At 60.8% G+C, this 26,894-nt stretch carries 25 protein-coding genes; 10 read left to right on the forward strand and 15 right to left on the reverse strand.

The features are described 5' to 3' along the window. Window positions 1-6 precede the first annotated feature (6 nt). Both M0D66_RS11185 and tssI read right to left on the reverse strand, forming a co-directional pair. Window positions 7-429, reverse strand: a complete 423-nt coding sequence (locus M0D66_RS11185) for a DUF1795 domain-containing protein (RefSeq protein ID WP_211707109.1) — start codon at window positions 427-429, stop codon at window positions 7-9. Window positions 430-470: 41 nt separating this feature from the next. Beyond that, window positions 471-2,603 carry a type VI secretion system Vgr family protein gene (tssI, locus tag M0D66_RS11190; RefSeq protein WP_211707110.1) on the reverse strand — a complete coding sequence of 711 codons (2,133 nt, stop codon included), beginning with the start codon at window positions 2,601-2,603 and terminating at the stop codon, window positions 471-473. Between the two features lie 318 nt (window positions 2,604-2,921). Between tssI and M0D66_RS11195 the strand changes: the two genes are divergently transcribed. Further along, window positions 2,922-3,191, forward strand: coding sequence for a BON domain-containing protein (locus tag M0D66_RS11195; protein ID WP_093644215.1), 270 nt, complete (start codon window positions 2,922-2,924; stop codon window positions 3,189-3,191). 2 nt (window positions 3,192-3,193) lie between these two features. Here the strand turns inward: M0D66_RS11195 and M0D66_RS11200 are convergent, their stop codons facing one another. The 4 genes from M0D66_RS11200 to M0D66_RS11215 all read right to left on the reverse strand — a co-directional run bounded on the left by M0D66_RS11200 (window position 3,194) and on the right by M0D66_RS11215 (window position 7,510). Further along, window positions 3,194-4,366: an acetate/propionate family kinase gene (locus M0D66_RS11200; RefSeq protein WP_211707111.1), complete on the reverse strand. Its 1,173-nt coding sequence runs from the start codon at window positions 4,364-4,366 to the stop codon at window positions 3,194-3,196. Between the two features lie 12 nt (window positions 4,367-4,378). After that, entirely contained in the window at window positions 4,379-6,772 is a 2,394-nt protein-coding gene (locus tag M0D66_RS11205; protein WP_211707112.1) for a phosphoketolase, read from the reverse strand. Between the two features lie 376 nt (window positions 6,773-7,148). Then, window positions 7,149-7,355: a hypothetical protein gene (locus tag M0D66_RS11210; protein WP_093644221.1), complete on the reverse strand. Its 207-nt coding sequence runs from the start codon at window positions 7,353-7,355 to the stop codon at window positions 7,149-7,151. Between the two features lie 32 nt (window positions 7,356-7,387). Next, window positions 7,388-7,510: a hypothetical protein gene (locus M0D66_RS11215; protein ID WP_266210774.1), complete on the reverse strand. Its 123-nt coding sequence runs from the start codon at window positions 7,508-7,510 to the stop codon at window positions 7,388-7,390. A 324-nt stretch (window positions 7,511-7,834) separates the two neighbouring features. Here M0D66_RS11215 and M0D66_RS11220 point away from each other — a divergent pair, with 324 nt between their 5' ends. Further along, window positions 7,835-7,960 carry a hypothetical protein gene (locus tag M0D66_RS11220; RefSeq protein WP_266210775.1) on the forward strand — a complete coding sequence of 42 codons (126 nt, stop codon included), beginning with the start codon at window positions 7,835-7,837 and terminating at the stop codon, window positions 7,958-7,960. 43 nt (window positions 7,961-8,003) lie between these two features. On the opposite strand, the gene M0D66_RS11225 is transcribed toward M0D66_RS11220, so the two are convergent. From M0D66_RS11225 to M0D66_RS11245, 5 genes are all read right to left on the reverse strand, one after another. Continuing rightward, on the reverse strand, window positions 8,004-8,708 hold the full coding sequence (locus M0D66_RS11225; protein WP_200652745.1) for an HAD family hydrolase: 705 nt from the start codon (window positions 8,706-8,708) through the stop codon (window positions 8,004-8,006). Window positions 8,709-8,723: 15 nt separating this feature from the next. Then, window positions 8,724-9,761, reverse strand: a complete 1,038-nt coding sequence (gene gnd, locus M0D66_RS11230) for a phosphogluconate dehydrogenase (NAD(+)-dependent, decarboxylating) (protein ID WP_211707113.1) — start codon at window positions 9,759-9,761, stop codon at window positions 8,724-8,726. A gap of 404 nt (window positions 9,762-10,165) precedes the next feature. Beyond that, complete coding sequence (locus M0D66_RS11235; protein WP_211707114.1) at window positions 10,166-11,488, reverse strand: sugar efflux transporter; 1,323 nt, start codon at window positions 11,486-11,488, stop codon at window positions 10,166-10,168. A gap of 174 nt (window positions 11,489-11,662) precedes the next feature. After that, the gene (locus tag M0D66_RS11240) at window positions 11,663-12,196 is read right to left on the reverse strand and encodes a hypothetical protein (protein ID WP_211707115.1); all 534 of its coding nucleotides are present in this window, start codon (window positions 12,194-12,196) and stop codon (window positions 11,663-11,665) included. A gap of 42 nt (window positions 12,197-12,238) precedes the next feature. Then, on the reverse strand, window positions 12,239-12,619 hold the full coding sequence (locus M0D66_RS11245) for a DUF2628 domain-containing protein (protein WP_211707116.1): 381 nt from the start codon (window positions 12,617-12,619) through the stop codon (window positions 12,239-12,241). 184 nt (window positions 12,620-12,803) lie between these two features. On the opposite strand from M0D66_RS11245, the gene M0D66_RS11250 reads away from it, so the two are divergent. From M0D66_RS11250 to M0D66_RS11265, 4 genes are all read left to right on the forward strand, one after another. Next, window positions 12,804-13,220 carry a MarR family winged helix-turn-helix transcriptional regulator gene (locus M0D66_RS11250; RefSeq protein WP_054035429.1) on the forward strand — a complete coding sequence of 139 codons (417 nt, stop codon included), beginning with the start codon at window positions 12,804-12,806 and terminating at the stop codon, window positions 13,218-13,220. 58 nt (window positions 13,221-13,278) lie between these two features. After that, window positions 13,279-13,566, forward strand: a complete 288-nt coding sequence (locus tag M0D66_RS11255; protein ID WP_211707117.1) for a hypothetical protein — start codon at window positions 13,279-13,281, stop codon at window positions 13,564-13,566. A gap of 168 nt (window positions 13,567-13,734) precedes the next feature. Further along, window positions 13,735-14,055: a thioredoxin family protein gene (locus M0D66_RS11260; RefSeq protein WP_093644233.1), complete on the forward strand. Its 321-nt coding sequence runs from the start codon at window positions 13,735-13,737 to the stop codon at window positions 14,053-14,055. 41 nt (window positions 14,056-14,096) lie between these two features. Beyond that, window positions 14,097-15,116 (forward strand): class I fructose-bisphosphate aldolase, encoded by a 1,020-nt coding sequence (locus tag M0D66_RS11265; protein ID WP_211707118.1) that lies wholly within the window; start codon window positions 14,097-14,099, stop codon window positions 15,114-15,116. 45 nt (window positions 15,117-15,161) lie between these two features. Here M0D66_RS11265 and M0D66_RS11270 read toward each other — a convergent pair whose 3' ends face one another. The 4 genes from M0D66_RS11270 to M0D66_RS11285 all read right to left on the reverse strand — a co-directional run bounded on the left by M0D66_RS11270 (window position 15,162) and on the right by M0D66_RS11285 (window position 21,028). Beyond that, a complete protein-coding gene (locus tag M0D66_RS11270; RefSeq protein WP_211707119.1) occupies window positions 15,162-17,315 on the reverse strand; it encodes a hybrid sensor histidine kinase/response regulator in 2,154 nt (717 codons plus the stop codon). 394 nt (window positions 17,316-17,709) lie between these two features. Further along, on the reverse strand, window positions 17,710-17,889 hold the full coding sequence (locus M0D66_RS11275) for a DUF2934 domain-containing protein (protein WP_200618875.1): 180 nt from the start codon (window positions 17,887-17,889) through the stop codon (window positions 17,710-17,712). Between the two features lie 172 nt (window positions 17,890-18,061). After that, window positions 18,062-20,278, reverse strand: a complete 2,217-nt coding sequence (gene glgX, locus M0D66_RS11280) for a glycogen debranching protein GlgX (protein WP_211707120.1) — start codon at window positions 20,276-20,278, stop codon at window positions 18,062-18,064. Window positions 20,279-20,569: 291 nt separating this feature from the next. Next, entirely contained in the window at window positions 20,570-21,028 is a 459-nt protein-coding gene (locus tag M0D66_RS11285; RefSeq protein WP_175051437.1) for a response regulator, read from the reverse strand. 566 nt (window positions 21,029-21,594) lie between these two features. Here M0D66_RS11285 and M0D66_RS11290 point away from each other — a divergent pair. From M0D66_RS11290 to zapE, 4 genes are all read left to right on the forward strand, one after another. Further along, entirely contained in the window at window positions 21,595-22,497 is a 903-nt protein-coding gene (locus M0D66_RS11290) for a YihY/virulence factor BrkB family protein (RefSeq protein ID WP_093644243.1), read from the forward strand. Between the two features lie 125 nt (window positions 22,498-22,622). Further along, window positions 22,623-23,429 carry an alpha/beta fold hydrolase gene (locus tag M0D66_RS11295; RefSeq protein WP_093644245.1) on the forward strand — a complete coding sequence of 269 codons (807 nt, stop codon included), beginning with the start codon at window positions 22,623-22,625 and terminating at the stop codon, window positions 23,427-23,429. Window positions 23,430-23,433: 4 nt separating this feature from the next. Then, on the forward strand, window positions 23,434-25,755 hold the full coding sequence (locus M0D66_RS11300; protein ID WP_093644247.1) for a PAS domain S-box protein: 2,322 nt from the start codon (window positions 23,434-23,436) through the stop codon (window positions 25,753-25,755). Window positions 25,756-25,774: 19 nt separating this feature from the next. After that, window positions 25,775-26,893: a cell division protein ZapE gene (zapE, locus tag M0D66_RS11305; RefSeq protein WP_211707121.1), complete on the forward strand. Its 1,119-nt coding sequence runs from the start codon at window positions 25,775-25,777 to the stop codon at window positions 26,891-26,893. The last annotated feature ends 1 nt before the right edge of the window (window position 26,894 follow it).

The raw sequence follows: 26,894 nt of genomic DNA on the forward strand, positions 1-26,894 counted from the left end.
CGGTGTTCAGTTAGGCTCGTTAAGCGAGAAGCTCTGGATCATCGCGTGTACCTGAGTTTTCTGCGTTTCGCTTATCGTGCCCGCAGCAGTAAACGTCAGCATGAGGACCCGCTTGCCATACTCGACCATCGTAAGCAGCTGTTGGATCGGCTTGCCGTTATTGAGCCATCTGAATTCGTGCGTGTACGCAGCGCGGCCTGACACCTCGGACTCCGCACCGGCAACTAGCTCGTAACCCGCGACCTGTTTCGAGAGTTTCTGAATTTCGTTGGCTGTGTACTCATGAAACTTCATCCCCCATGGCAAGCTCTCCCGGGTCACGACAAAGCTCACACCTTCCGTTCCCGTGGCCGCCGACACAAACACGTTCATCGTCTTGTCATGCCAGTCGGCCGGCAACGACAGTGAGCCTTCCTGTATCTGATACATGTTGTTCTTCCAGTGACACGGAGGTTGATATGAGTCGGGAATCAGCCGTTATCGGGATTGATGTGTGTGTTACCGGCCTGAACCTTGATCTGCCCGTCGTCGATATGGATGACCGACGAACCCTTGTAGATTTCAATCGCATCAGCTGTCATGTGAATCTTCGTCCCCCCCTCCCCACCCACCTTGATCCACAACTCCTTCGCCTCGATCGTGTGCACCCCTGCAGGTGTCTGCTGCGTCGTATTCCCCTTCGTAACAGCGTCCTGCAGATCGCCGACCGACACAGTCGTAAGGTGGTCGCCCTTAGCCACGGCAATCGACCTATCGCCCTTCAGCACCTGAGTACTCTGGGCGTTTTCCACCACGGTATTCATGTCCTTCTGCGCGTGCATGAAGAACTCCTGCGCACCGTTCACGTCCGAGAAACGCAGTTCGTTCGAGCCGTCCCCTTTGTGCGTCTGGCTTTTAAGGCCCATCGTCTGACCGCTGCTGCCGTGGTATGGATTGCCTGACTCGCCATTGAACACACGCCCAACGATGACGGGGTTATCCGGATCGCCCTCGTTGAACGCCACGATCACTTCCTGGCCGATGCGGGGAATCGCCGAGCCGCCCCAACCTTTCCCGGCCCACGGCTGCGACACGCGGACCCACATCGAATCGGAACCGTCCTGTTTGCCACGCCGGTCCCACATGAAGTGAAGCTTCACGCGGCTGCCGTCGGTGTAGATTTCTTCGCCCTTCGGGCCGACCACGATCGCAGCCTGCGTGCCGTGCATGTAGGGCTTGGGCGTGCGTCGCTCGGGCCGGAATGGCACATCGCGCGGCAGGCACGTAAAGGTGTTGCGGTAAGGCATCTCGGCTTCATGCCGCGAGTAGTCGTTCACCGCCTGGTGCCGCACGTGCAGGATCACGAAATCCTTGTTGTAGGTGGATACCGGGTGGTTCACCAACGTAAAGCGGCCAACCGTGGTCATGCGAGAGGCGTAGCCACTGCCAGTGAACTGGCGGGCCTGCGCCTCTTCGGCCTCCATCGCGTAGCGGGCGTAGCGCTCGCCGTCGTTGCCATGGTCATAGAGCGAGTGATACTCATACCGCTCCGTGCTGCCGATATTCGGATTCTTCAACGTGGCGGTTGGCACTTCGACGTGCATCAACGGCGACGACGGCGCGTTGTAGTTGAAGTCCCGGAACGTGACTTTCCCCACGCGGAAACTGAATGCTTCGTCCCAGCGGTCGATACCGTTCAACTCGCTGGCCGAGCTATCCGCGTAATAGGGAATCGTCTTCAGATTTTCGATCGGCGCAAACGTCGAATTCGAGTCGCCGATCACGAGCACGTGCTTGTCTTTTTCATAGCGGAAGGTCCAGAACAAGCCCTCCTGCTCCATCAGACGTGCGCAGAAGTTGTAGTACGACTCCTGGTACATCACCACATACTCGAGTTGCGGGCGCTCGCTCTGGATATGGAACTCGAAATCCGAAAATCCCAGCTCCTTGAAGATCGACGTCAGAATGTCCTGCGCGGTCTCGTTCTGGAAAATCCTACAGTCCGACGAACGGGTGAGAAACCAGAACCACGGCACTACCGTCATTTCGTAACGGGTGACCGTGCCGGAATTGCCAACACGGCTGAACGATGCCGCATATCCATGAAAATACCGGCGACTGCTGTCGGGAGACGCAACGGTCGTTGTCAGAATATTCGTATTGGCGCTCTGCGGATCCAGCGTAATCTTCACGCGCTGGCCGACGATCTTTTCAATCTCGATATTATTCTGGTGGGATAGCAGATCGAGGTGAATTTCCGGAAGCTGGCTGACGAATTCATCGGCAACCAGCGCACTGACCAGCAACACGTTGCCGCCAAGCGGCGACTCGATTTTGATAAAGCGGTTTTCCTGCGTCAGCTGGGGCTTTAAACCGGACGCACCGTTGATCGAATCGGCAATCGAGGCCGGCGTTCGCCCGAGCAATGACATGCCCGTCTGGGCAAGCTGCACAGCGCGCGCTGCCCCGCCCATCAAGCCCGCGCCGGGCACGCCGGCGAGCGAACCCGCCTGACCGGCAAGGCCGGCGATCGAGCCGACATCACCCAGCACACCGCCCGCCGCAAGCGATCCGATGGGACTGCCACCGGCGCCGTTACCACTTCCAATTGATGCAAAACTCATGATTTACCCCGCCAGGTTATTGGGGAGCCTTATCGCCAATAAAAGCGATACACAGGGGGTTTCTTTTTCAGGAGTTAATCTGACACCGCATGACGGCGGTCACTATATCAAGGCCTTGTGAATTAACGAACGTAATGTCGCAATTTTTAACAATTTCATAATCAATTCACATTGGAGTCACTATTGATTGTGCTATTGCCTGAATACTTGTGGGGATTTTAAGGGCGGTATCAGAAGGCGGTTTCCATAGCTGCGGCCAAAGGCAGAATCGTCTGCATCTGTTAGTGTTCGGTGACTTGGCACCTCGATGGAGTTCGTATGCGTAAATCCCGCCAGGCTGCGCACAGCGCAGGCATTATCGGCAGCTCGCGCCTGAGTGATGGACAGGTTGCGGCTGAAGCCAGAACGCGGCTAGCGTGGGACGCCGCGGTGCCTAAAGACGCGATAAAAGTAAAGGTCTCCCACGGCCGCATCACGCTGCAGGGCGAACTTCACCGTGAGCAGCAAAGAACCGCCGCACTCGAAGATGTCACCCGTCTGTTCGGTGTAACCGGCGTCTCGGACCGCACCACGATCAAAAACGAATAACCTCAGCCAGAACCTGCCTGCAACAGCCTCCGGCAATGCCTCGCAATCTGCTTCTCCTCCTCCGTATGAATCGCCCTCACCTTCCCCGCTGAATCCCCTTCCGATAGCCCCAAAAACGCAAGCCCCGCGCACACCCGCTTACGAATCTCCTCACTGTGCTCACCGATTCCACCCGTGAACACCAGCAAATCGATCCCGCCTAACAAAGCTGCATAGGCGCCAACCGTCTTGCGCACGGCCGTAGCAAACGCATCCAGCGCCAGCAATGCATTCACTTCGCCCGCCGCGGCGCGCTTTTCAAGCGCCTGCATATCACTCTCGCCATCGGCGTAACCGGCGAGGCCGCTCTGACGATTCAACAGCGTCTCCAGCGCATCGGCATCGAGCTTCTCTACGCGCATCAGATACAGCAGCACACCCGGATCGAGGTCGCCGCTGCGCGTGCCCATCGGCACGCCACCGGTCGGCGTGAGACCCATCGACGTATCGACGGATTTGCCGTCCTGCAAGGCACATAAACTCGACCCGTTGCCCAGATGAGCGAACACCGCTCGCGGCGGCAAATCAGCGCCGAGCCGAGTCACCAACGATTCATACGACAGCCCGTGAAAGCCGTAGCGAATCACGCCAGCCTCAGCGTAACGGCGCGGCAACGCAAGCTGCGCCGCGCGTGCCGGCAGTGTTGAATGAAACGCCGTATCGAAGCAGGCGAAATGCGCCGCGTCGCCAAAAATCTTCGTTGCCTCGTCGATCAATGCCAGCGCCGGTGGAATGTGCAAGGGCGCAAAGTGCACAGCGTCCTGCAAGCGCTGCCGGACTTCAGGTGTCAAGCGTTGATGCGTTCGCAGATGCGGCCCGCCATGCACCACGCGATGCCCCACCGCAGCGGGACGCCCGTGCTTCTGTTCAGCAAGAACGCGCGCGAGCTTCTGCAACGCGTCGGTCTGCGACTCCAGCACATCCTTCTCCTGCACCAGCACGCGACCGTCAGGCGACTTGATACGCAAGCTTCCGTCGCCGCGCCCAATACCTTCAGCACTCCCTTCCAGCAACAATGTTTCATCGCCGCCAGCGTGCGCGGAGCGCGTAAACAGCCCGAATTTCAGCGACGACGAACCGCTGTTCAACACCAGAATCGTCGGAGCCGGGTCGTCGGTCTTCTCATGAGTCGCCATGGCACGCTCCGCTCAGCCCTTCCACGTCCAGTTGCGGATCTCTTCCTTGTCGATGCCCTCGGCATGCGCATAAGCAAGATGCTCGATGATCTGCCCACGCAGCCACTCTTTCGCGTGGTCGCCAACGCCGCGCAGCGCCGGCACGCGATCGATCACGTCGATAGCCAACGAGAAACGGTCGACCTGATTGATGATCGCCAGCTCGAGCGGCGTATTGATGTTGCCTTTCTCGTGGTAGCCGTGCACATGCAGATTGCCGTGATTGGTCCGGTTGTACGTGAGCTTATGCACCAGCGAAGCATACGAATGGAAGTTAAAAATCACCGGCGTGCTGGTGGTGAACAACGAATCGAAATCGCGATCAGACAGACCGTGTGGATGCGCATGTTCAGGCATCAGGCGAAACAGATCGACCACGTTGACAAAGCGGATCTTCAACTCGGGAAAGCGCTCCTTCAGAATCTGCACGGCGGCAAGCGCTTCCATGGTCGCGATGTCGCCCGCGCAGGCCATCACCACGTCCGGCTCGACGCCCTGATCCGTTGATGCCCAATCCCAGATGCCGATGCCCTTGGTGCAATGCGTGACGGCCGAATCCATGTCGAGATACTGCAGATGCGGCTGCTTGTCGGCCACGATCACGTTGACGTAGTCACGCGAACGCAAACAATGATCGGCGACGCTCAGCAGACAGTTCGCGTCCGGCGGCAGATAAATACGCACCACGTCCGGGCTCTTGTTGGTCACGACATCGAGAAACCCCGGGTCCTGGTGCGTGAAGCCATTGTGATCCTGACGCCATACTAGCGACGTGATCAGCAGGTTGATCGACGGCACTGGTTGCCGCCAGCCGAGATCGCGCTTCGCTTTCTCCAGCCACTTGGCGTGCTGGTTGAACATCGAATCGATCACGTGGACGAACGCTTCATAGGTGGCAAACAGCCCATGGCGTCCGGTCAGCACGTAACCTTCGAACCAGCCTTCGAGCGTGTGCTCGCTCAGCATCTCCATCACGCGGCCGTCCACGGAGAGTTCACCGCCGTCAGCGTCGCTTGCCATGGTTTCGGCGAGCCAGGTTTTCTCGGAGGCTTCGTAGATGGCCGTCAGCTTGTTGCTCGCAGTTTCGTCGGGGCCGAACACGCGGAAGTTCGTCATGTTGTTGCGCATGACGTCGCGCAGAAACGTGCCGAGCACCTCGGTAGGCGACGTGTACGAGCCGCCCGGCTTTTTCACCGCTACCGCGTAATCGCAAAACGCCGGCAGGTCGAGCGTTTTGCACAGCATGCCGCCATTCGCATGCGGATTGGCGCTGATGCGGCGCGTGCCTTCGGGCGCGAGTTCGCGCAGTTCTTCGACCAGACGCCCTGCTTTGTCGAACAAGGATTCCGGTTCATAACTGCGCAGCCAGCTTTCGACGAGCTTCAGGCTCTTGCTATTCGTGACCGGATCGAGCACCGGCACCTGGTGCGCGCGCCACGAGCCTTCTACCTGATGGCCGTCGACTTCCTTCGGCCCGGTCCAGCCTTTCGGCGAACGCAGCACGATCATCGGCCAGCGCGGGCGCGTCGCATCATTCGCTTCGCGTGCATGCTGCTGGATCGCGCGAATTTCGCCGACGCATTGTTCGAGCGTTGCGGCCATCTGTTGATGCATGGTGTCCGGATCGTCGCCTTCGACGAAATACGGCTTGTGGCCATAGCCGGTCAGCAAGGCTTCGAGTTCCTCGCGGGGAATGCGCGCGAGGATCGTCGGATTGGCGATCTTGTAGCCGTTCAGATGCAGAACCGGCAGCACCGCGCCATCGCGAATCGGGTTGAGGAATTTGTTCGAGTGCCATGAGGTGGCAAGCGGACCGGTTTCCGCCTCGCCGTCACCGATCATCACCGTGACAATCAGATCGGGGTTATCGAACGCAGCGCCGTAGCCGTGCGACAGGCTATAGCCGAGTTCACCGCCTTCGTGAATCGAACCCGGCGTTTCGGGCGTGCAATGCGAGCCGATGCCGCCGGGAAACGAAAACTGGCGAAAGAAGCGCCGCATGCCGGCTTCGTCCTCACTGCGGTCGGGATAGATTTCCGAGTAATGGCCTTCGAGGTAGCAATGGGCCAGCGTGGCAGGCGCGCCGTGGCCCGGGCCGGCGATATAGATCACGTTCAGATCGAGCTTTTTGATCAGCCGGTTCAGATGCACCAGCAGGAAGCTTTGCCCTGGGTCCGAGCCCCAATGGCCCAGCAGACGATTCTTGATGTGTTCGGGTTTGAGCGGTTCACGTAACAGCGGGTTGTCGCGCAGGTAGATCATGCCGGCCGAGAGGTAGTTGCAGGCGCGCCAGTAGCGATCCATCTTGCGTAACGTTTCGGGCTCCAATGTTTTCGGCGGGGTCGGACGGGAGGTTGCTTCGGCCATGGCGCCACTCCTTGAAAAGGACTGTCAGGCTGGTTAGCGGGTGCTGCAGCGATTGTTCGCGACGCAATCAGTGAAGAAAAACCGGTAATGGCTGCCACCTTGTCATGCGCATGACATAACGCAAGCGTAGGGAAAAGATACGTTGTGCAAGGCTCTTGAGGGCGGGCCAGCGATCGTCAGAGGTGTGACAGGAAGCGCGCGTCATGGTTCGGCGCGATCGTCCAAAGCTTGATCTTGCGACACGTGTGCGTCGCTTTCGTGTAGGCGCGGGAAGCGCCGATAGGGAGATGGCCGATCCGATTGCCGACCCGAACGTTGGCTAGCGCCCGTTCGATTGTGTGTTCGTTCTTTCGCGGGTGTTCAGTTGCAGTCCTTCTTACACCGGCTCTTTCTCTTTCCGCTGTGGTGGCTGGTAGCGCCATTTGCTGGCATTGGGATCGTTGCGCGTGTCGTCGCGTTCGCGTTGCTCGGCACGCGCTTCGTCGGCGCGGCCCAATTCAGCGCGCCGGTCGCGCACGGCGCCAGGCGAATCGGACTGACGTAACGGCGACGGCGAACGTCGCGGAGCAGGTACTGGTGACATGGTGCCTCCCTTTTTCGAGGATGTGGGACGAATCAACGTTTCTTGCCAGTCCAACGGGGGTCCGGGCGGTGCAGGAGACGAAGCTGACGCAGGTACATCGAAGCGGCGACCATCAGCGCCATGCCTGCTACGATGCCCCAGATTGCGGATGTCATGATTTTTCCTTGGCCCGCCGGCCGCACTGCGTTTGATCGCTTGCGACGTGAAAGTGGGCATCCGATTGAGCGCGCGGCCGATTATGAGTCAATCAGGGGTTACAACGCGCGCCAAGCAAGGATCATGCGCTCAATTGGCCGCCGTGTCTGTACGGTGTTGGACGGTCCGGCTGGCGGGCCGTTGGCGCGGCAGAGGCTGGCGGTCTTGCGCCGGACTTTAAGTGAGGATTAAGTGAATGCGATTAAGCTCTTCATGCTAAATGCGCGACGGCGGGCCGCATCTGGCGCGCTCTCTGCTGCTCGCTCTCTATCTGAACGGCCATCATGTCGACTCCCAGCCGCCTCAAAGGGCCCCTGATTCTCCTTCTCTCGCTCGTGCTGTTGTGCGCCGGCGTCGCCGTGCTGGTGGGCATATTCGGCTTGCTGGTCAAACTGCTGGGCCTTGGCTAGCAAGCCACTGAAGCCGCCGGGTGGGCGCTGAAAGGCAGAAAGTCTAGGCGCCCCCTACCGTCCCGCCGCTCAGAAGCATATCGACGTCGATATCAGCCAGCTCCCCAATCCGCTCGATGGTCACATCCGCTGGCGGATTGCTGGAAATCTCCTTGGGATCGAAGGCGTAGTGCCCCTGGCGAGGAAAAACCGTAGTCAGCGTCTCTCCCCAAGCCTTCTTCATGGCAGTCAAAATCCGTAATTTGTCGTCCACCATCACATAGTGCCGGGCCGGATAGCATTCCATCACCTGATCGAGCATCAGCTCCTTGTGGATGTAAATCAGAACCCGTCCCCCGACCTCTTCCCATAGGCCCGAGCGGGCGATCTTGCGCGGCTGGAACACTACATCGCCGTCGGACAGAATCACTGCAGGCCCCCACTGCGACACATGTTTGATCGCATCCAATGCGCCCGGATACAGCCGGTTCGCAAACGGATAATCGATCAGAAACGCCGACATCGACAACAGGCGCGTGTCCCGAGGGTTCTCCAGTCGATACCGCTGCAACGCACCGAGGTAATCGGCGTAGCCAAGCTCTGCACGCAGGTCCTCGAATATTTCCCAGTACCGCGCACAGTTCTGCTCGCCGAATTCCCGTTTCATCTGCGCGCGTAAATCCGCCAGCACATGATCGTTGTCCAGCAACGTGTTATCGCAATCGAAAAGAAAGACGACGTCGTGAGGGGTGGTATTGGAGGCTGGCATCGCGGCTCCCCTGAATTAGCTCTTGTGTCCATCGGCCGGCGTGGCTGCTTTCTCGACGTGACCGCCGAAGTCGTGCCGCATGGCCGACAACACCCGGTTCGCGAAATCTGCCTCGCCTCGCGAACTGAAACGCGCGAATAGCGCCGCGCTCAGAACCGGCGTGGGCACGCCTTCGTCGATCGCTGCCGCCACCGTCCAGCGCCCTTCGCCGGAATCCGATACGCGCCCGGCGTAGCTTTGCAGATCGGCGTCGCTGACAAGCGATCCTGCTATCAGGTCGAGCAGCCACGAGCCGATCACGCTGCCGCGCCGCCATACCTCGGTGACCTCGGCAAGATTCAGTTCGTATTGGTAAAGCTCAGGACGGCGCAGCGGCGACGTTTCGGCATCGGCTTCGCGCGCATGTTTGCCGGCGTCGGCGTGACGCAGAATGTTCAGGCCTTCGGCATACGCGGCCATCATGCCGTATTCGATACCGTTGTGGACCATCTTCACGAAGTGCCCCGCGCCCTGCGGGCCGCAATGCAGGAAGCCCTGATCGGCCGTGCTGCCGCCGGCTGCACGCCCCGGCGTGGCAGGCGCTGCGCCCACACCTGGCGCAAGCGTCGAGAAAATCGGTTCGAGCCGCTTCACCACTTCAGGCTCGCCGCCGATCATCAGACAGTAGCCGCGCTCACGTCCCGCAACACCGCCGCTCGTGCCCACGTCCACATAGTGAAGCCCGCGCTTCGCCAGTTCTGCGCTGCGGCGTATGTCGTCGTGGTAATAGGAGTTGCCGCCGTCGATCACGATGTCGCCGGGCTCCAGCAAAGGCACGAGGTTCTCGAGCGTTTTGTCGACCACCGCGGCGGGCACCATCAGCCACACCGCGCGCGGCTTTTGCAATTGCGCGACCAGATCTTCCAGCGATGCGGCCCCCGCGACGCCGTCCTGTTTCAGTTTTTCCACCGCTGCCGGTTGCACGTCGTAAGCGATGCATTGCTGACCGCCTTTCGTCAGGCGCCGCACCATGTCCGCGCCCATGCGTCCCAATCCAATCATGCCTAGCTGCATATCTCGCTCCGGAAAATGTCTCGTTGCGCTGCTCGGTCTGGCTCGGTGTGCTGCGGCCATGCCGCGCGCTTCGCATGCGGCAAGTGGCTCTCCTAACTGTAGTTGCGTTTCGCGTGATACGACCGACACACGGTAGCAGCCTCGCACCGTTCATGCAGTGAATCGCGCATTCCCGTCCGCATCGAACGACGATACGCTTCTTTGCAGAGGTTTTGCGCAGCCGGAAGTTCCGGACGTGCGTCGGTGCTCGCTGTAGTCAGCGCGAAGGTTTCGATTTAGCTAACTGCCTTCTTACACTTCTGGCACGGGATTAAGCGCGACGCTTTCGCGGGCGCCGCTGCATGTGGGCATGGACCGGATTGGTTTGAACGCGCGAAGGGCGTGGCACGTGCGAACGGCAAGCTCTATCGCCGCCGCGCCTGGACCTTCTCGTATTGCGCGAGTGCAAAACGTCGCACCGCGCGCCACATGATCGGATAACGATAACCCGGCACCGCAAACAGCACCAGCGCGCAAAGCGCCAGCAATCCGCAGAACAGGAACGTGCCACGATAGCTGAATGCCTGGACCAGCAAACCCGACAACACACCTGAGAGAATCGAGCCGACCCGCGCAGCGTTGAAGAACAACGCCGTCGCGCGGCCCGGTGCGTGGGGCATCAGATCCTGCACGTAGACCATGCCGAGGCACGAAGTCACCGCAACGACGAACGCGTTGAGTATCTGCATCGGAATCAGCACGTGGACGCTCCCCGCCATCGACATCGCGACGAAATACAGCGCGTGAACCGCTGCGCAGGCCGCCAGCCAGTTCGGCTTGTGCAGCGTCGACGACTTCGCGCCGAGCGCGAGCATCATCGGAATTTCCGTCAAGGCGCCGAGCCCGAGCATCACCGACACGTCGAGATGCGTGCCGTTCAGGCCGTGCACGATGTAGAGCGGCAGCACGATCATGGTGGCGTTCGCGGCGAGACCCAGCAAGGTGAGCGCGGCCACGGCACGGCGGATGTCGTTCTGCGAGGCGACGCCCGGCAAGTCCTCGTGCGCATCTTCGCCGGGGGCGGTCAGCGGCGGCACGGTGATCGAGGCCGACGGCTCCGAGGCCGTGTCTTCGACCGTGTGATCGCCCAGATGGCCTTGCGGCTCCCGCATGCGCCAGACGATGGTCGCGCAGGTCGCGAAACTTGCCGCCGCGAACAGGAAGAGCCCATAGAAGCCGGCGCCGGCGAGCACCAGTGCGCCCACCGACGGCCCGAACACCCACGCCGCCGAGAGGATGGTCCGCAAGGTGGCGCTGGCGAACGCGCGTTCCGCGGGGTCCGGCACCGGCAGCGCCGCGCGGCTAAACGAGAACACCATCGAGATGGCCGAGCCGCCCGCGCCGATGAAGACAATGCCGACCGCCAGCAGCAGCCGGTAGTCACGCACTACGCATAGACAGAGATAACCGAGTGCGGCGGCCACCAGTGCCGCCAGCAGCAACGGCCGATGCCGTCCGCTCGCGTCGCTCCAGCGGCCCGCGAAGGTGCTGGCGAGCACCCCGCTAGCCGCGATCAGCGTCATGAAGATGCCGAGCTTGAGCGGCGTCATGCCGGCGCGCTCTACGCCGAACAGCGACAGATACGGAGCGGTGAAGGACATGGCCACACCGAGCATGAGCGTGGCGGCGGCCAGCGGCTTGAAGCCAGGGATGTGCAGCAGGTCGAAAAAACGGGAGGTTTTCAACACGGGTGGCGGTGGGTCAGGGAAAGCGAGTCTGCGACGAGCGATGCGCGGCGCAGACGTCGTGGCCGGAACAACCGGGGCATTATCAGCCTAGCTTGCGGACGCGTAAACCTGCGCCCTCTGCATCCCAAATCCATGTTGCGCGCCGTTGCGGACACGCTGACGGCATGGACGACGCTACTTGCCGTCCGTTGAACGCATTTGCTGCGCTTGCGCCTTGTAATCGTAGGTCGGATAAAACTCGGTGCGATAGCCGCCCCACGCCGTCGTCTCGATGGCTCGGTTGACTTCACGCAGACGGCTCGCCGGCACGCGCAGCGTGACGACCTGGCCGATGCCCATCATCACGTACCACGACACGACCTCGATGCCGGGCGGCGGAAAGGTTTTGAAAAATCCTTGCGCGCGCAACTGATCGTTGATTTTCGGCAGCGGTTTGGATTCGTCGTGACGCAGGAAGATGGTGAGCAGAAAGGTGTCGTCGGGCGACGTAGCCGACGCTGCGGCTGGCATGGCGGCTTGCGCGCCTGGCGCGGCCGGTGCGCCAGGGCCAGGCGTTGGCGCAACGGCCGGATCAGCGCTGTATGCAAGCGGCGCCGCACTGAGCGACGAGATAAGCGCCGCGCATAACAGTCCGCGGCGGAGCACGGCGCGAGGCGTGGCAGACGGGACAAACGGGGCGGAGGTCCTTACGGCAATTCCAATCGGCATCGAATATCTCCATGACGGCGTGAGAAGACCTGGCGGCCTGCTTCAGGGGATCTGCTCAGGGGGACGTGCATGAGCGGCTTGAGCTTGAGCGCTATCCGCTCCCACCGAACTGCCCTCGCCCGCCGGACGCACCACAACGTATCCGCGCTGCTCGAGCGTCCAACGGTGCCACTGGTTGCCATAAACACCACAGGCAACGCCGAACAGCACCGACAGCACCAGCCCGATCGTGCCGATCGTTTCGCCCCACAAGCCCGAGAAAAATAGCAACGTGTTGACCGCCAGCATGATGAAAGTGGCAAACCACATTCTCTTCGACATGGCCCAGACGAAACCCAATAGCAACGCGCCCCAGCTGAAACCGGTGGCGACCGCGACGGTTTCATCCTTACCGGGGTGCCGAAGGGAGATCTTTTCTGCCATGTCCTTTCCTGAACGCGATGGTGCCTTGAGAGCGAATCATGACGTTTAACATGTCACGCTTGCAAGAATATGCGTTTGTGTGAAATTTGCGCGACGATGCACCCGCTGGTGGCTCCCAAACAGTGAGATGCATCCCGGCAAATTTTAGTTGCCTTGCTAACCATATTGAGTTTCAATAGCGCTCATGTTCGATCATTGCCTTTACTTCAATTCATCCGCATTGGCGCGGCTTGCCGAGCGCGAATGGGGTCTCGTGTACGCCGAATTCGGGCTGACGCCGCCGCAGGGTTTCGTGCTGCGCGTCGTGCTGGCCACGCCCGGTTGCTTGAGCAGCCAGGTGGCGGATCTGCTGGGCATCGCCCGCCCTACTGCCACGCGGCTGATCGATAACCTGAGCGACAAGGGCTTGATCGAGCGTCGTCAGGGCGAAACTGACGGCCGCGAATGGCGCGTGTATGCCACGCGGGCCGGCAAGGCGTTGGACCGGCCGATCAACGAGGCCAGCGCGCAGATAGCGAAAAATCTGCGAGCGAAGATTGGGCCCGAGTTGTTTGAAGCGGCCGTTACCTCCATGCACGGCGTGCGAAAAGCGCTTGGATAAGGTAAGGCGCTTTTTTTTAACCAGATGGTTGTCTTGCTAACTATAACGAGAGGCGTAAATGGATGATCTGGCGAGTCAGCACTGCACAGCGATCCGCAAGGGTGCAAGATTTTCTGCCGGCCATGTGCGGTGGTCGGCGAACTGGATTTTTGGCGGCGTGATCGGGATTGCGCTTTGTGTCCTGCTTGGTATCGCGATTGCCTGCGCGCCCGCTGCCGTACGCAGCAACAACGAGCGTTGTTTGCAGGCGCTGGCCGAGGAACAGCACATTAACGTCGAGGACTTTTTCCAGAACCCCGCGGGTCAGGATGCTTTGGCTCAGGCGGTCACGCAATGCACCAGGTAGCAGGTTTTGCGCCTCGGGCGGCGTTGTGGGTTTGCCTGCGCACAGACAAAGCCACCCGCACTGACGATCCTGACCATAGCTGCTACTCTTACAAAAATCGATGCGCAGCGAGACTCCGCGACAGTGGAAAACCCTGCCGGCACAGGTAAAAAAAGCACCGGAGCACTAATGGCAACCCGAACCGCCTATTCCCCCAAAGCACCCGCACGAGCCGAAATCGACGCCTTCCCGGGCGTCACGGTCATAGAATTCGGCACCGACTGGTGCGGCTACTGCCAGGGCGCACAAGCATCGATTGCAAAAGCTTTCGAACCGCATGCCGGCATCAGACATCTGAAAATCGAGGACGGTCCTGGCCGCCCGCTGGGCCGGTCCTTCAAGGTGAAACTCTGGCCCACGCTGATCTTCATGCGCGACGGCGCCGAAATCGCACGCATTGTGCGCCCGGCTAACGCCACCGAGATAGCAGAGGCTTTCGCGTCGGTCTGACAAGACTTCATCCGCTAACCGGATTACTGGGAGCACACTTCATGGACACCCGTAGCGAGCTGCAAGCCACCATCGATGCGATGGCCCAACCCGGCAAAGGTCTTCTAGCCGCCGACGAAAGCGGCCCGACCATCGCCAAACGCTTCAAGACGATCGGCCTCGAATCCAGCGAGGAAAACCGCCGCGCCTATCGCAACCTGCTGCTGACCACGCCGGGTCTCGGCGAATTCGTGAGCGGCGTGATCCTTTACGAAGAAACGCTCGGCCAGAAAGCGGACGACGGCACGCCTTTCCCGCAACTCTCCGCGAGGAACGGCATCGTGCCCGGTATCAAGGTGGACCTCGGCAAGATTCCGCTCGCGCTCGCCCCGGGTGACGAAATCACCGAAGGCCTCGACGGCCTCGCCAGACGTTTCGTCGATTACAAGCGGCAAGGCGCGCGCTTTGCGAAATGGCGCGCGGTCTACAACATCACGGCAAGCTTGCCGAGCCGTCTCGCCATCGAAGCAAACGCCGACTCCCTCGCGCGTTACGCGGCGATCTCGCAGGAAGCGGGCATCGTGCCGATCGTCGAACCGGAGGTGCTAATGGACGGTGATCACACCATCGGACGTAGCGCGGAAGTAACCGAGGCCGTGCTGCACGAAGTCTTTAACGCTTTGCATCGGCATCGCGTAGTGCTTGAACACATTTTGCTGAAGCCGAGCATGGTGCTGGCGGGCTCTGAACACGCGCAGCAATCGTCGACCGCGGACATCGCGGCGCACACGGTGCGGATACTCAAGCGCACGGTGCCGTCGGCGGTGCCGGGAATCGTATTCCTGTCCGGCGGCCAATCCCCGGAAGAGGCAACGGCCAACCTCGATGCAATGAATCGCCTCCGGCCGCTGCCGTGGAATCTGAGCTTCTCGTATGGCCGCGCGTTGCAGGAACCGCCGCTGCAAGCATGGAAAGGGCAAGCGAGTAACGTCAGGGAAGCCCAGGCGGCGTTGCTCAAGCGCGCCCGTTTGAACAGCGCGGCGGCGCTTGGCAAGTACGAAGCTTCTCAGGAAAAGAGCTAGTTCCACGACGGGCGGTTCGCGCGTGCCGCCCTTGCCAGGGCGGCCTTACGGTTCGCAAACAACCAGTGCGTGCAGCTCGTCGATGTTGAAGGGTTTGGCGAGTATCGCTATGCCGAGCCGGCGCGCCCGATCGAGTTCGTCGGCGTAGCCGGTCATCAGCGCGATCTTCTGTGCCGGCCACGCACTGCGTACTTTCTCCGCGAGGTCGATGCCGTTGAGCTTGCCCGGCATCTGAATGTCGGACAGCACGAGTTCGAACTTTGCACCGCCGCTCAGCACGTCGAGCGCCTGGTCGGCGGTCGGTTCGTGCCGCACCTCGCAGCCGAAGGTTTCCAGCACGGCGGCTACGCCGGCCGCTACATCCTCGTTGTCTTCCACCAGCAACACGACGCCCATTGGCTCCGGTGCCGGCTGCTGCGCCGTTTCTACGTCAGGCACTGTCGCCTTCTGCCGCTCGCGATAGCGCGGCAAATACAGCCTGACCGTTGTGCCACTGCCCGGCACGCTGTCGATTTTCGCCGTGCCGCCGGCCTGTTCGCACATGGCGAGGACCTGGGCGAGGCCAAGGCCAGAGCCCGAGCCGCGCAGCTTGGTGGTGAACAGCGGCTCGAACGCGCGACGGGCGACAGCTTCGGGCATGCCTTCGCCGTCGTCGGAACAGGCAATCAGCACGTATTCGCCGTCAGGCAGCAAGGTGTCGCTGCCCACCAGACGGTTGTTCTGGCAACGGATCACAAAACGGCCGCCGCGCGGCATCGCATCGCGAGCGTTGACCGCCAGATTCATGATCGCGAATTCGAGGTCGGTCGGGTCGGCCAGCACCTGCCAGACGTTTTCGACCATGTTCAAGGCCATTTCGATGTTGTCGCCGAGCGCCGCGTCGATGAGTGGCGCGGCGCTCGGCAACCATGTGGCGAGGTTGACCGGCTCCTGCTTGAGCGGCTGTTTTTTCGCCACGCTCAAGAGCCGCCGCGTCAACGATTCCGCCGTGGCGGTGGCGCGCTCGACAGCTTGCACTTCTTTTTCCAGGTTGTTATAGCGCTTCAAACGCGCGAGTTCGGTGTTGGCCGATACGACCATCAGCAGATTGTTGAAATCGTGCGCGACATTGGCGACGAGATTGCCGAGCGCACCCATGCGCTGTAATTGCCGGCTAGAAGCCTCGGCCGAAAGACGCATCGCCACTTCGCCTTGCCAGCGCTCCCACGCGCGGCGCTCGTCGGCAAGTTGGCGCAATGAGAAAAACACCAGCAACCAGATCGCGACGCAAGGCACAGCCGTGACCGCCGCGATCGCCATGAAGTGCTCGCGCCACGCGGCGCCGATCGAGCCAGTCTCATACGCGCTCATCACATAGAGCGGATAGTCGCCGACGCGGCGAAACGCCAGCAGCCGTTCGACACCATCGACCGTGGACGTCAGACGGATGTGGCCGAATAGCTGTTTGTCGCGCAATGCCGCGGTAAACGCACTCTGCTGGGTCGGCTTGGCGCCGCTCGGCCACGCGGGATAACGCACCAGCAAGCTGCCGTCCTGGCGGTACAGACCTAGCGAGAGCGACGTATCGCCATTCGTCAGCTCACGGTAGAAGCGCGAAAAGTAATCCGTGCGCAACGCTACGGACACCACGCCCAGGAATTGCCCATTCTCGCCCGAGCGGCCGGTCGCGGTGTTGAACACATTGGTTTGCGACAGCGGCCCGAATAAGGGCAATGAGAAATAGGGTTGCGGCCGCATCGCCTTGGCGGCAGTAAAGTCTTCACGTTGACTATTCGACATGACCGGCGCCGGATAAGCGCGGCTCGACACCAGCAACTTTCCATCCGTACCGAGCAGGTAAATCGACCCGACCTGCGGAAAGTCGCCGCCGATTTGCCGCAGACGGTCGTGCAAGCCGGCTTCCTGCGCGCGAATCTGCGCATCATTGTCGTTGCCGAGCAAGTCGACGATGCGCGAGGCCATCTGCTGGTTGAGGTCCAGCACCTTGACGGCCTGTTCCTCGGTGACGCGCGCGAGCCGGTCGATCATGTCGTTCGAATCGGCAATCCGGCGCTGGTAATCGAAATACCCATAACCCGCGAGGCATGCCAAAGGAAACACAATCGAAACCACGAGCACGATCAGAAGCACACGCCGCGTCGCCGCGAAATTGCGCGACGGCATGGGGAAATCGACTGCAACACGTTCGGCACGTTGCACGGTCACGATCTCCATGAAAGATAGGTACGGGTCGGGGTAGTCATACACAACGACAACGCGCCCCGCGTTGTTCGTGCGCTATTTCCGCTCCCCGGAATTTACCGCACTTCCGCCGTTCTCCATAGCGTGGCTCGTGCCGAATGTGACGCACTTAGGGTTGCGGAGAGTCGGGCACACGCATTGCTCTCGCGGGGCGTTCATTGAGAGGTCGTTCACCGCGTGTTGCAGCGCCGCGAAGATGGGGTAGATCCTATTTAATCAGACGTAATGGGCGTAACGGGTCAGTGAGCGGCACACGTCGACGGCCGCGGGCCGTCGACGATGCAACTCGCTTCTGCACCTCATCTGTGTGTTTCGATGGCGCCTGCGCGTCGACGTGTGGACCAGCGCATTGTCACTTCTTCGGCGCCCCAGCCACCGGGCCGCTTTCTGTCGGCGGCGCTTCCTTCTCGACCTCGTCGCGTGCCTGTTCCCAATACTCGTCAGGCGTGCCCTTCGGATCGCTCGCCTGTTGCCAAAGGTAGTAAGCGCGTGTGCGAATCTGCTCTTCCTTAGACGTTGCTTCCTGTTCCATTTGTGTTTCCTGTTCCATTTGATCACCCCTCGGTTGGAGCTGACGAAGACCGATATCGGCTGTACCGCGCGTCTGTCGACGAAAACTCAAGGCAAACGACGGGCGCGCAGCTATCCGGAATCGAGCAAGCGCTATACCTGGCTGTCAGCACTCGCGCGAGACTCCAGCCTCGTCACGTTCCGGCCGGAGGTTCGTTTTCGTCAGTGGTAAGTTGTTCTTCCAGGCGATCAAACACGCGTTGGGTTGCGCGGCTCGGCGCTTCGAGTGCGAACAGCAGCAATGAACGGCCGGTCACCTGATACGCGTCGCCTGCGCTGAATTGCGGCAACTCGGCGCGCACCGGCATATTCGTATCCAGCAGACAGGTCCACTGATCGCCCTCGGGAACATCGGGCAGCGTGAAATTGACCACGTCGTGATGCGCGTTCAGCACCAGCAGCAAGGTCGCATCCGACGCGGGCCGTCGAATGCCGCTCGCCTGAGCACGTCCGTCGATCACGAGGCCGAAGCAGCGCATCGACGGATCGTCCCATTGTTCCTGCGAAAGATCAGTGCCGTCTGGAGAAAGCCAACGCGCGTCGGTCACGTCGAGCGCCTCGTTATATTCGCCGCTGAGAAAACGCCCACGACGCAGTACCGGCAGACGATGGCGCAGGGTGGTCAGGTTCTTGACGAACTCGATCAGCGCACGGCCGTCGTCGTCGACGCCTTCCCAATCGACCCAACTGATTTCATTGTCCTGGCAATACGCGTTGTTATTGCCCTTCTGCGTGCGGCCGAATTCGTCGCCCGCGAGGATCATCGGCGTACCTTGCGAGAGCAGCAGCGTGGCCAGCAGATTGCGTTTCTGGCGCTCACGTTGCTGCCGGATCTCCGGATCGTCCGTTGGTCCTTCAACGCCCATGTTCCATGACTTGTTGTCGGAGTGGCCGTCCTTGTTGTCTTCGCCGTTGGCCTCGTTGTGCTTGTCGTTGTACGAGACCATATCGTTGAGCGTGAAGCCGTCGTGCGCGGCGACGAAGTTTACGCTGGCCCACGGTCGGCGCCCGCGATGGTTGAACTTGTCGCCCGAACCGGTCAGGCGTTTGGCGAGATCGGGGACCTCGCCTTCGTCGCCCTTCCAGTAGCCGCGCACCGTATCGCGAAAGCGATCGTTCCATTCGGCCCAGCCGGGCGGAAAGCCACCCACCTGATAGCCACCGGGGCCGCAGTCCCACGGTTCGGCGACCAACCGCACAGCGGAGAGCACCGGGTCCTGCCGGCAACTGTCGAGGAAGCCACCGCCTTCGTCGAACCCATGCGTTTCACGGCCGAGAATCGTGGCGAGGTCGAAACGGAAACCATCGATCTTCATTTCCGTCACCCAGTAGCGCAGGCTGTCAGTGACCATCTGCAGCACACGCGGATGCGACAGATTGAGCGTGTTGCCGGTGCCGGTATCGTTGATGTAATAGCGCGGATTGTCAGGCATCAGGCGATAGTAAGACGCGTTGTCGATACCTTTGAAGGAGATCGTCGGACCGCGCTCGTTGCCTTCCGCGGTGTGGTTGTAGACCACGTCGAGAATGACTTCGAGGTTGGCGTTCTGAAAGCGATCCACCATCTCTTTGAATTCTCCAACCGAGTCGATCGACGACGCGAAGAAGCGCGGGTCGGCCGCGAAGAAGCCGATCGTGTTGTAGCCCCAGTAATTGGTGAGGCCTTTATCGAGCAGATGGCTGTCGTTGACGAAGGTCTGGATCGGCATCAATTCGACCGACGTGACACCGAGGCTCCTGATGTAATCGAGCACCACCTGCTGGCCGAGCCCTGCGAAGGTGCCGCGCAAATTCTCCGGGACTTCGGGATGACGTTTGGTAAAACCGCGCACGTGAGTTTCATAGAAAATCACGCGCTCCCAGGGCAGCGCGTTGCGTTCCGGATGACTCCACGAAAAGTTGGCGTCGACCACCTTGCACTTCGGTACAAAGGGCGCGCTGTCGCGCTCGTCGAATGACAAATCGCCCTCTTCCGAATCGAGCGTATAGCCGAAAATTTCCGGCGCCCATTTGAGCTCGCCGATATGCGCTTTGGCGTAGGGGTCGAGCAGGAGTTTGTTCGGATTGAAGCGATGTCCGTTTTCCGGTTCATAGGGGCCATGGACGCGATAGCCGTACACCGCGCCTGGCTTCAGATTCGGCACGAACACGTGCCAGACCTCGTCGGTGTACTCCGGAAGTTCGATGCGTTCGATTTCCGTCTCGCCGGTTTCGTCGAACAGACAGAGTTCGACGCCGGTTGCATGCGCTGAGAACAGCGCGAAGTTCACGCCGCTTCCGTTCCACGTCGCACCAAGCGGGAAAGGCGTGCCTTCCGCGATGCGCGTCGAATAGCTGGCTTGGAATGACATAGGGATTCCTGTAAAAGCTGAGGGCGCTCGCAGACGTGTTTTAAATGTGCAAGCTTGTTGCGTCAGCAAATTATGGGCCTGAGCGTTGCGCAACTGGAATGCAACGGAACAAGGCGCCCTTCAGGCAACTACGGAAAAACGCATGGACGTCGCAGTGCAAGCACTGCATACGATGCGTTCGCCGCGCATGAATGGAGACAGGAATGACGCGGACTAAAGAGCGTCCGCAGAACCGGCTAACCGGTGGGAACTTCGAAGAGAAATTAACGAACGGGCATGATTACGCCGTCTTTACTGCGGTCCCACAGTATGCAACGCGGCGGCAGACTCGAGCACGCGCAAGAGCCGCTCCGGTGTCAAGGGTTTGGCACAATGCGCGTCGAAACCGGCGGCCTTGGCCCGCACCTTGTCTTCGCGCGAAGCAAACGCCGTACAGGCCACCAGCAACATGTCCGAAGTCAACGGATTGGCCCGCAGGCGACGAGCCAGCTCAAGGCCATCAAGGCCGGGCATCTTGATGTCAAGCAAAACCGCGAACGGCTGCCACTCGCAGGCCATACCGCAGACTGCAAGCGGATCGCATAGCGCACGGCACTCGAAACCGTCGGCGTTCAGCAGCATCTGCAATGCTTCGGCCGCTTCGCGGTAATCGTCGACCACCAGTACGCGACGGTTTGATGCCATCGCATACTGAATAGTCCGCCAAACCACGACGTCATCGCTCTCGTCCATTCTGTCGTCGAACGTCACCCTGGTCTCCTGGCTTCTTTCTGGTGCCGCTTCTGGGCATCGAGGAACATGCGAGCAAGATTCGCTCCCACCGCGCGGCAAGCGCTTATCGCTCGCCAGGCATTTGCTTCGGTTTTCGCCACGCCGCGCTCGATCCACCGCTGCACATGCGCCACATCCTCACCATAGCGCAACGGGCGAACTGCCGCTTCCTGATTTATGCTGTCTTGACGCCTCGCGACACATCGTGCGCAAGCACGGGATATTGCGCTGAAATACAGATGAAACGCACTTCCGCCGTGCATGCCGCCCTTGCTGCGTGCATTGCGCATAGCTTCGTATTCACCATGGCATCATCGGCCCGTTGTATACGAACGAATATAGTCGCGACGAGTTGGGGAAAACACCCAAACCTCGGTCGGAGAAATGCGCGAAATTTTGTCGGAAAACGGCGTCGCATCGATAACGCTGCCTGCGGGTTATCCCGCACGGTCGCCGGGGTGGCTGCGTTCTTGCTACGAATTTACGGTAGGTGCTGAAACGGATTGCCTTTCTATCAGGCCCGAAGACGCACACCGTGAGGAGCCATGCCAACCATCATCGATGAGCACGCGCTGTATGTGGCGAAACATCCCGGCACGTTTGTGCTGCAGACGTTGAAAGCCTTCCGCGCGAACCAGGGTTTGCTGCTCGCGGGGGCGGTCGCTTATTACGCGCTATTGTCGATTGTGCCGCTCATGATTCTTATCGTGATCGTGTTGTCACGCCTCGTGCCGCAGCACGTTCTGCTGGCAGCGCTGGGACATCTGTTGCAGTGGCTGGTGCCTGGTCAGTCCACTGCGCTGGTACGAGAGCTGGCCAACTTTCTGGCGCATCGCGCGGTGATTGGCTGGGTTCTATTGCTGACCATGATTTTTTTCAGCTCGCTCGCATTCACGGTGCTCGAGAACGCGATGTCGTTAATTTTCGTACACCGGGTGGTGGTGCGGCGCCGACACTTTTTGCTCTCTGCGCTGCTGCCCTATTGCTACATCCTCTTTCTCGGCATTGGATTATTGATCGTGACGTTTGTGTCGAGCGGCCTGGAGGCCGTCGGGGCCGAGGGTGTCGAACTATTCGGCCTGCATGTTTCATTGCAGGGATTGTCGCGCGCGGTGTTATATCTGCTCGGCCTCGCGGGCGAGGTTTTTGTGTTGACGTCGATTTATATGGTCATGCCCGTTGGGCGACCTTCCCTCAAACACGCGCTCTTCGGCGGAATCGTTGCCGCCGTGCTGTGGGAGATCACGCGGCATGTGCTGGTCTGGTATTTTGCAACGCTGTCGCAGGTCAGTGTGGTGTATGGGTCGCTGACCATGGCCATCGTGATCCTGTTCAGTCTGGAGTGGCTAGCTACCTTGCTTCTGTTCGGCGCGCAGGTGATTTCGCAATACGAACGATTCGGGCTCGAGCCGGCTGAAGCTCCGCCGCAGGAAATAAAAACAGCGTGAGGGATATCGCACCCTTGCGGCTGCACATCGGGCACGGCCTCACGGCAAGACTGCGGTAACATTGCCTCATAACATGCCGGGCCTGGCGTTCCGCCACTTAGGCCCGCAGGCCTCAGGAATCGGTAATGAGCATCAGCAAGCGCAATAACGTGAAAGTTTCCGGTTCCGGCCAACGAACCATGGTGATGGCGCACGGCTTCGGCTGCGATCAGAGCATGTGGCGTTACCTCGCGCCGTCGTTCCATGGCGAATACAGAACCGTGATGTTCGACCTCGTCGGCAGCGGCTCTTCTGATCTGTCGGCCTATGACTTCGACAAGTACGGCTCGCTGAACGGCTATGCGGCCGACCTGATCGAGATCGTCAATGATGTTGGCGCCGAGGGGCCGGTGGTGTTCGTCGGCCACTCGGTCAGCGCAATGATCGGCTTGATCGCCGGTCTCGAAGTGCCAGATCTCTTTGCCGCGCACATCATGGTAGGTCCGTCGCCATGCTATGTGAATGACGGCGACTATGTCGGCGGCTTTTCGCGCGAGGATATCGAGGACCTGTTACGCACGCTCGAAAGCAATTACCTCGGCTGGTCGAGCACCATGGCGCCGGCCATCATGGGCGCGCCCGAGCAGCCCGAACTCGGCATCGAACTGACCAACAGCTTCTGTCGCACCGACCCCGAGATCGCGCGGCACTTCGCCCGCGTCACGTTTCTCTCCGATCACCGCGCGCTGCTCCCGCGCATCGTCACGCCTGCGCTGATCCTGCAATGTAGCGACGACATCATCGCGCCGCGCTCGGTTGGCGAATATATGAAGAGAATGATGCCGGCCAGCACGCTGCACGTCATCGAGAACGTCGGCCATTGTCCGCATCTGAGTTCTCCCAGCGCGAGCGCCGCGGCCATGCGCGCCTTCCTCGAGCCGATGAGTCTGTAAGACAATGCAAAGCACGGACCGTCCGCTGCCGTCTGCCGATGTGTTGTTCGAGCACGCCGCCTGCGGCCTGCTCGTGACCGACACCGACGGCGGCATCCTGCGCGTGAACGCGACCTTCTGCGGTTGGCTCGGCTATCAAGCGCTTGAGCTCGCCACCACGAAGCGCATTCAGGACCTGCTGACCACCGGCGGCAAAGTGTTCTACCAGACACACTGGGCGCCGCTTCTGCAGATGCAAGGCTCGGTGGCCGAGGTCAAACTGAACATGATGCATCGCGAAGGCCACGTGGTGCCGATGCTGCTCAACGCCGTACGCCGTCGTCATGGCGAAGTCACCTATGTCGAAGTGGCGGTACTGATCGTCGCGGATCGCCATAAGTACGAGCAGGAATTGCTACTCGCGCGCCGTAATGCGGAGGCGTCGGTCGCCGCGCATCAACTCGCACAGAAAGAGTTACAGGAAAGCCGCGATGTGCTGAGCCTCGCCATGCGCGGTGCGCGTATGGGTGCGTGGTCGCACGAACCGAAGTCGGGCAAGTTCTGGTGGAGCCGCGAACTCGAAGCGCTCGCGGGCTACGCCGAGGGACGGTTTGCGAAAATACCCGGTGGTTTTTTCGAACTGATTCATCCCGGCGACCTGATTGCGCTCAACGAGGCAGTCGATCATGCGGTGAAAAGCGGTGACGACTACGTCGCTGAATTCCGCTTCCTGCATGCAAGCGGCGACTGGTGCTGGATGGAAGGCCGCGGCCGCGCCACTTATAACAGCCACGGCGAGCCGCTGACGATCTACGGCCTCGGCATCGACGTTACCGAGCGCAAGGAAGCACAGACCGTGCTGCTGCGCCAGGCGGCGATTTTCGAGCATCTGAGCGACGCGATCGTGATCACCGATCTCCGTGGGAACATCACCGATTTCAACGTCGGCGGAGAACGCATGCTGGGTTATCGCATGCGTGAGATTCTCGGCAAACCGATTTCGATGTTCCATCCACCGGAAGATGCGCTACGCATCCGCCGCGAAGCGTTCGCCGGCCTCGCTGCAGATGGCACGTGGCGCAGCGAACTGACCTTCATGCGCCGCGACGGCTCACGTGGCGTGTGCGAAACGGTGGTCAAGCCGCTGGCGAATGCGCGCGGCGACATCTATGGCGCGGTCAGCGTGAGCCGCGACATCACCGGGCGCAGGCGTGCCGAACAGCAATTGCAGCGTCTGAATCTGGAGCTCTCAAAAGCCGATCGCCGCAAGGACGAATTTCTCGCCACGCTCGCGCATGAGCTGCGCAATCCTCTCGCGCCGATGCGCAATGTGCTCGAAATCCTGCGTCTGAAGGAATTCGCCGATCCGCAATTGAGCTGGTCTCGCGACGTGTTCGACCGGCAATTGCAACACATGACGCATCTGGTCGACGACCTGCTGGAAGTGTCGCGCATCACGCAGGGCAAACTCGAATTGCGCAAGCAGCGGCTCGAACTCGCGCGTGCGATGCAATCCGCCATGGAAGCGGCGCAGCCCACCGTGCAGGCGTCGGCGCATCATCTGAGCATGACGTTACCGCGCGAGCCGCTCTATCTCGATGCCGATCCCACACGCCTGTCGCAGATGATCCTGAACCTGCTGAACAATGCCGCGAAGTACACGCCGCCCGGCGGCAGCATCTCGCTCGCCGCGGAGCGCGAAGGCGATGAAGCCGTGATCGTCGTACGTGACTCCGGCATCGGCATTCCGCGCGAGCATCTGGACAGCGTGTTCGAAATGTTCTCGCAACTCGCCCCGGCGCTGGAGCGCTCGCAAGGCGGCCTCGGTATCGGTCTCGCGCTGGTGCGCGGCCTCGCCGAACTGCACGGCGGCACGGTCGCCGCATTCAGCAGCGGTCCTGGCAGCGGCAGCGAGTTCGTGATCCGCTTGCCCTTATCGAAAGCGACCCCGCAGCAGTCGGAGAATGCGCCGGCCGAAATGCCGCGCACGGCGGGCTTGCGCGTCGTGATCGTCGACGACAATGCGGACGCCGCCGATAGCCTCGCCATGGTGCTCGAACTCGAGGGCCACGAGGTGCGCACTGCCGGCGACGGCATCGCCGGCTTGGAACTGATCGGCGAATTCGCACCGCAGGCGGTGATTCTCGATATCGGTTTGCCGCGCCTGAACGGCTATGAATTGGCGCGGCGCATTCGCCATGATCATCATGACGCAGGCATTCTGCTGATCGCCGTTACCGGCTGGGGCCAGCAGCAGGACAAGCAGACCGCTGAAGAAGCGGGCTTCGACCACCATTTCACCAAGCCTGTCGATCCGCGAGAATTACAGCGCGTATTGAACCGCTAACAGACGGAACCTCCAGCCTATGCTTGATGAAGCTCATGTAGTCAGCGCCCTCGCCGCGCGCGACATCGTTCCCGATGCAACGCAACGCGATGCCATCGCGGCGCTCGTCACGTTACTAGGCGTAAGCGGAACAAGCGGGTCAAACGGGCGCCGCGCAAAGTCCGGCTCCACGCCCACACATCAGGGCGTCTACTGCCACGGCTTACCCGGTCGTGGCAAAAGCCTGGTAGTCGACACGGTGTTCGAGTTGGCAAGCTGCCGGAAGCGGCGCCTGCATTTCCACGAATTCCTGCGCGAGATGAACCGGCGCCTGGTGAATGAGCCGCGCGGCGACGACCGGCTGGGGTCAGTCTCGCGACAATGGCTCGACGGCCTGGAGTTGCTGTGCTTCGACGAATTCCACGTGCACGATATCGCCGACGCGTTCCTGATGGGCCGGTTTCTCGATACCGCGATCGGTTTGGGTACGCGCATTGTGCTGACCTCGAACTACGCACCAGACGCCCTGCTGTCCGACCCGGAGTTTCACGAGCGCTTCCTGCCCACGATCGAACAGATCAAACGTTGCTTCACGGTGATTCATTTCGACGGCGCACGTGATTACCGTTTCGGCGGCGAAGAAGCCGCGCTGTCGCACTTTTTTGCGCCGCTCGACGCGGCCACCGGCGACGCACTCCTGCAAATTTTCGAGCGCTATGAAGGCAACGAGACACTGGAGCCTGCCACCGTCAGCGCGGCAGGCCGGCCGCTCGCCGCGCACGCCGCGGGAGCCGCTTTGCTATGGGCGGACTTCGAAAACCTGTGCGTGGCAAGCCGTTCGCACCTTGACTACCTGGACCTCGCCGAGCATTGGCACGGCCTGATTCTCGATCAGGTGCGCACTGAGTGGCTTGCCCAGGCGCATACGCTGCAGCGGCTCATATGGCTTGTCGATATCTTCTACGACCGCAAATGCGCGCTGTTCATCGCGTCCGATCAGCCGATCGAGGCAGCGCTGAGCGGACTCGAAGGCGCGCACGATCTGTCGAGAACGCTCAGCAGGCTCGCCGAAATGCAATCGCGCGGCTATCGCAGCACGCTCGACAACGCTGCCGGCAGGATCGAGAGCGCCGCAGCGCAGGCGGTCGCCCAGCCGTGAG

Source organism: Paraburkholderia sp. SECH2 (assembly GCF_030464795.1).
GTDB classification, from domain to species: domain Bacteria; phylum Pseudomonadota; class Gammaproteobacteria; order Burkholderiales; family Burkholderiaceae; genus Paraburkholderia; species Paraburkholderia aspalathi.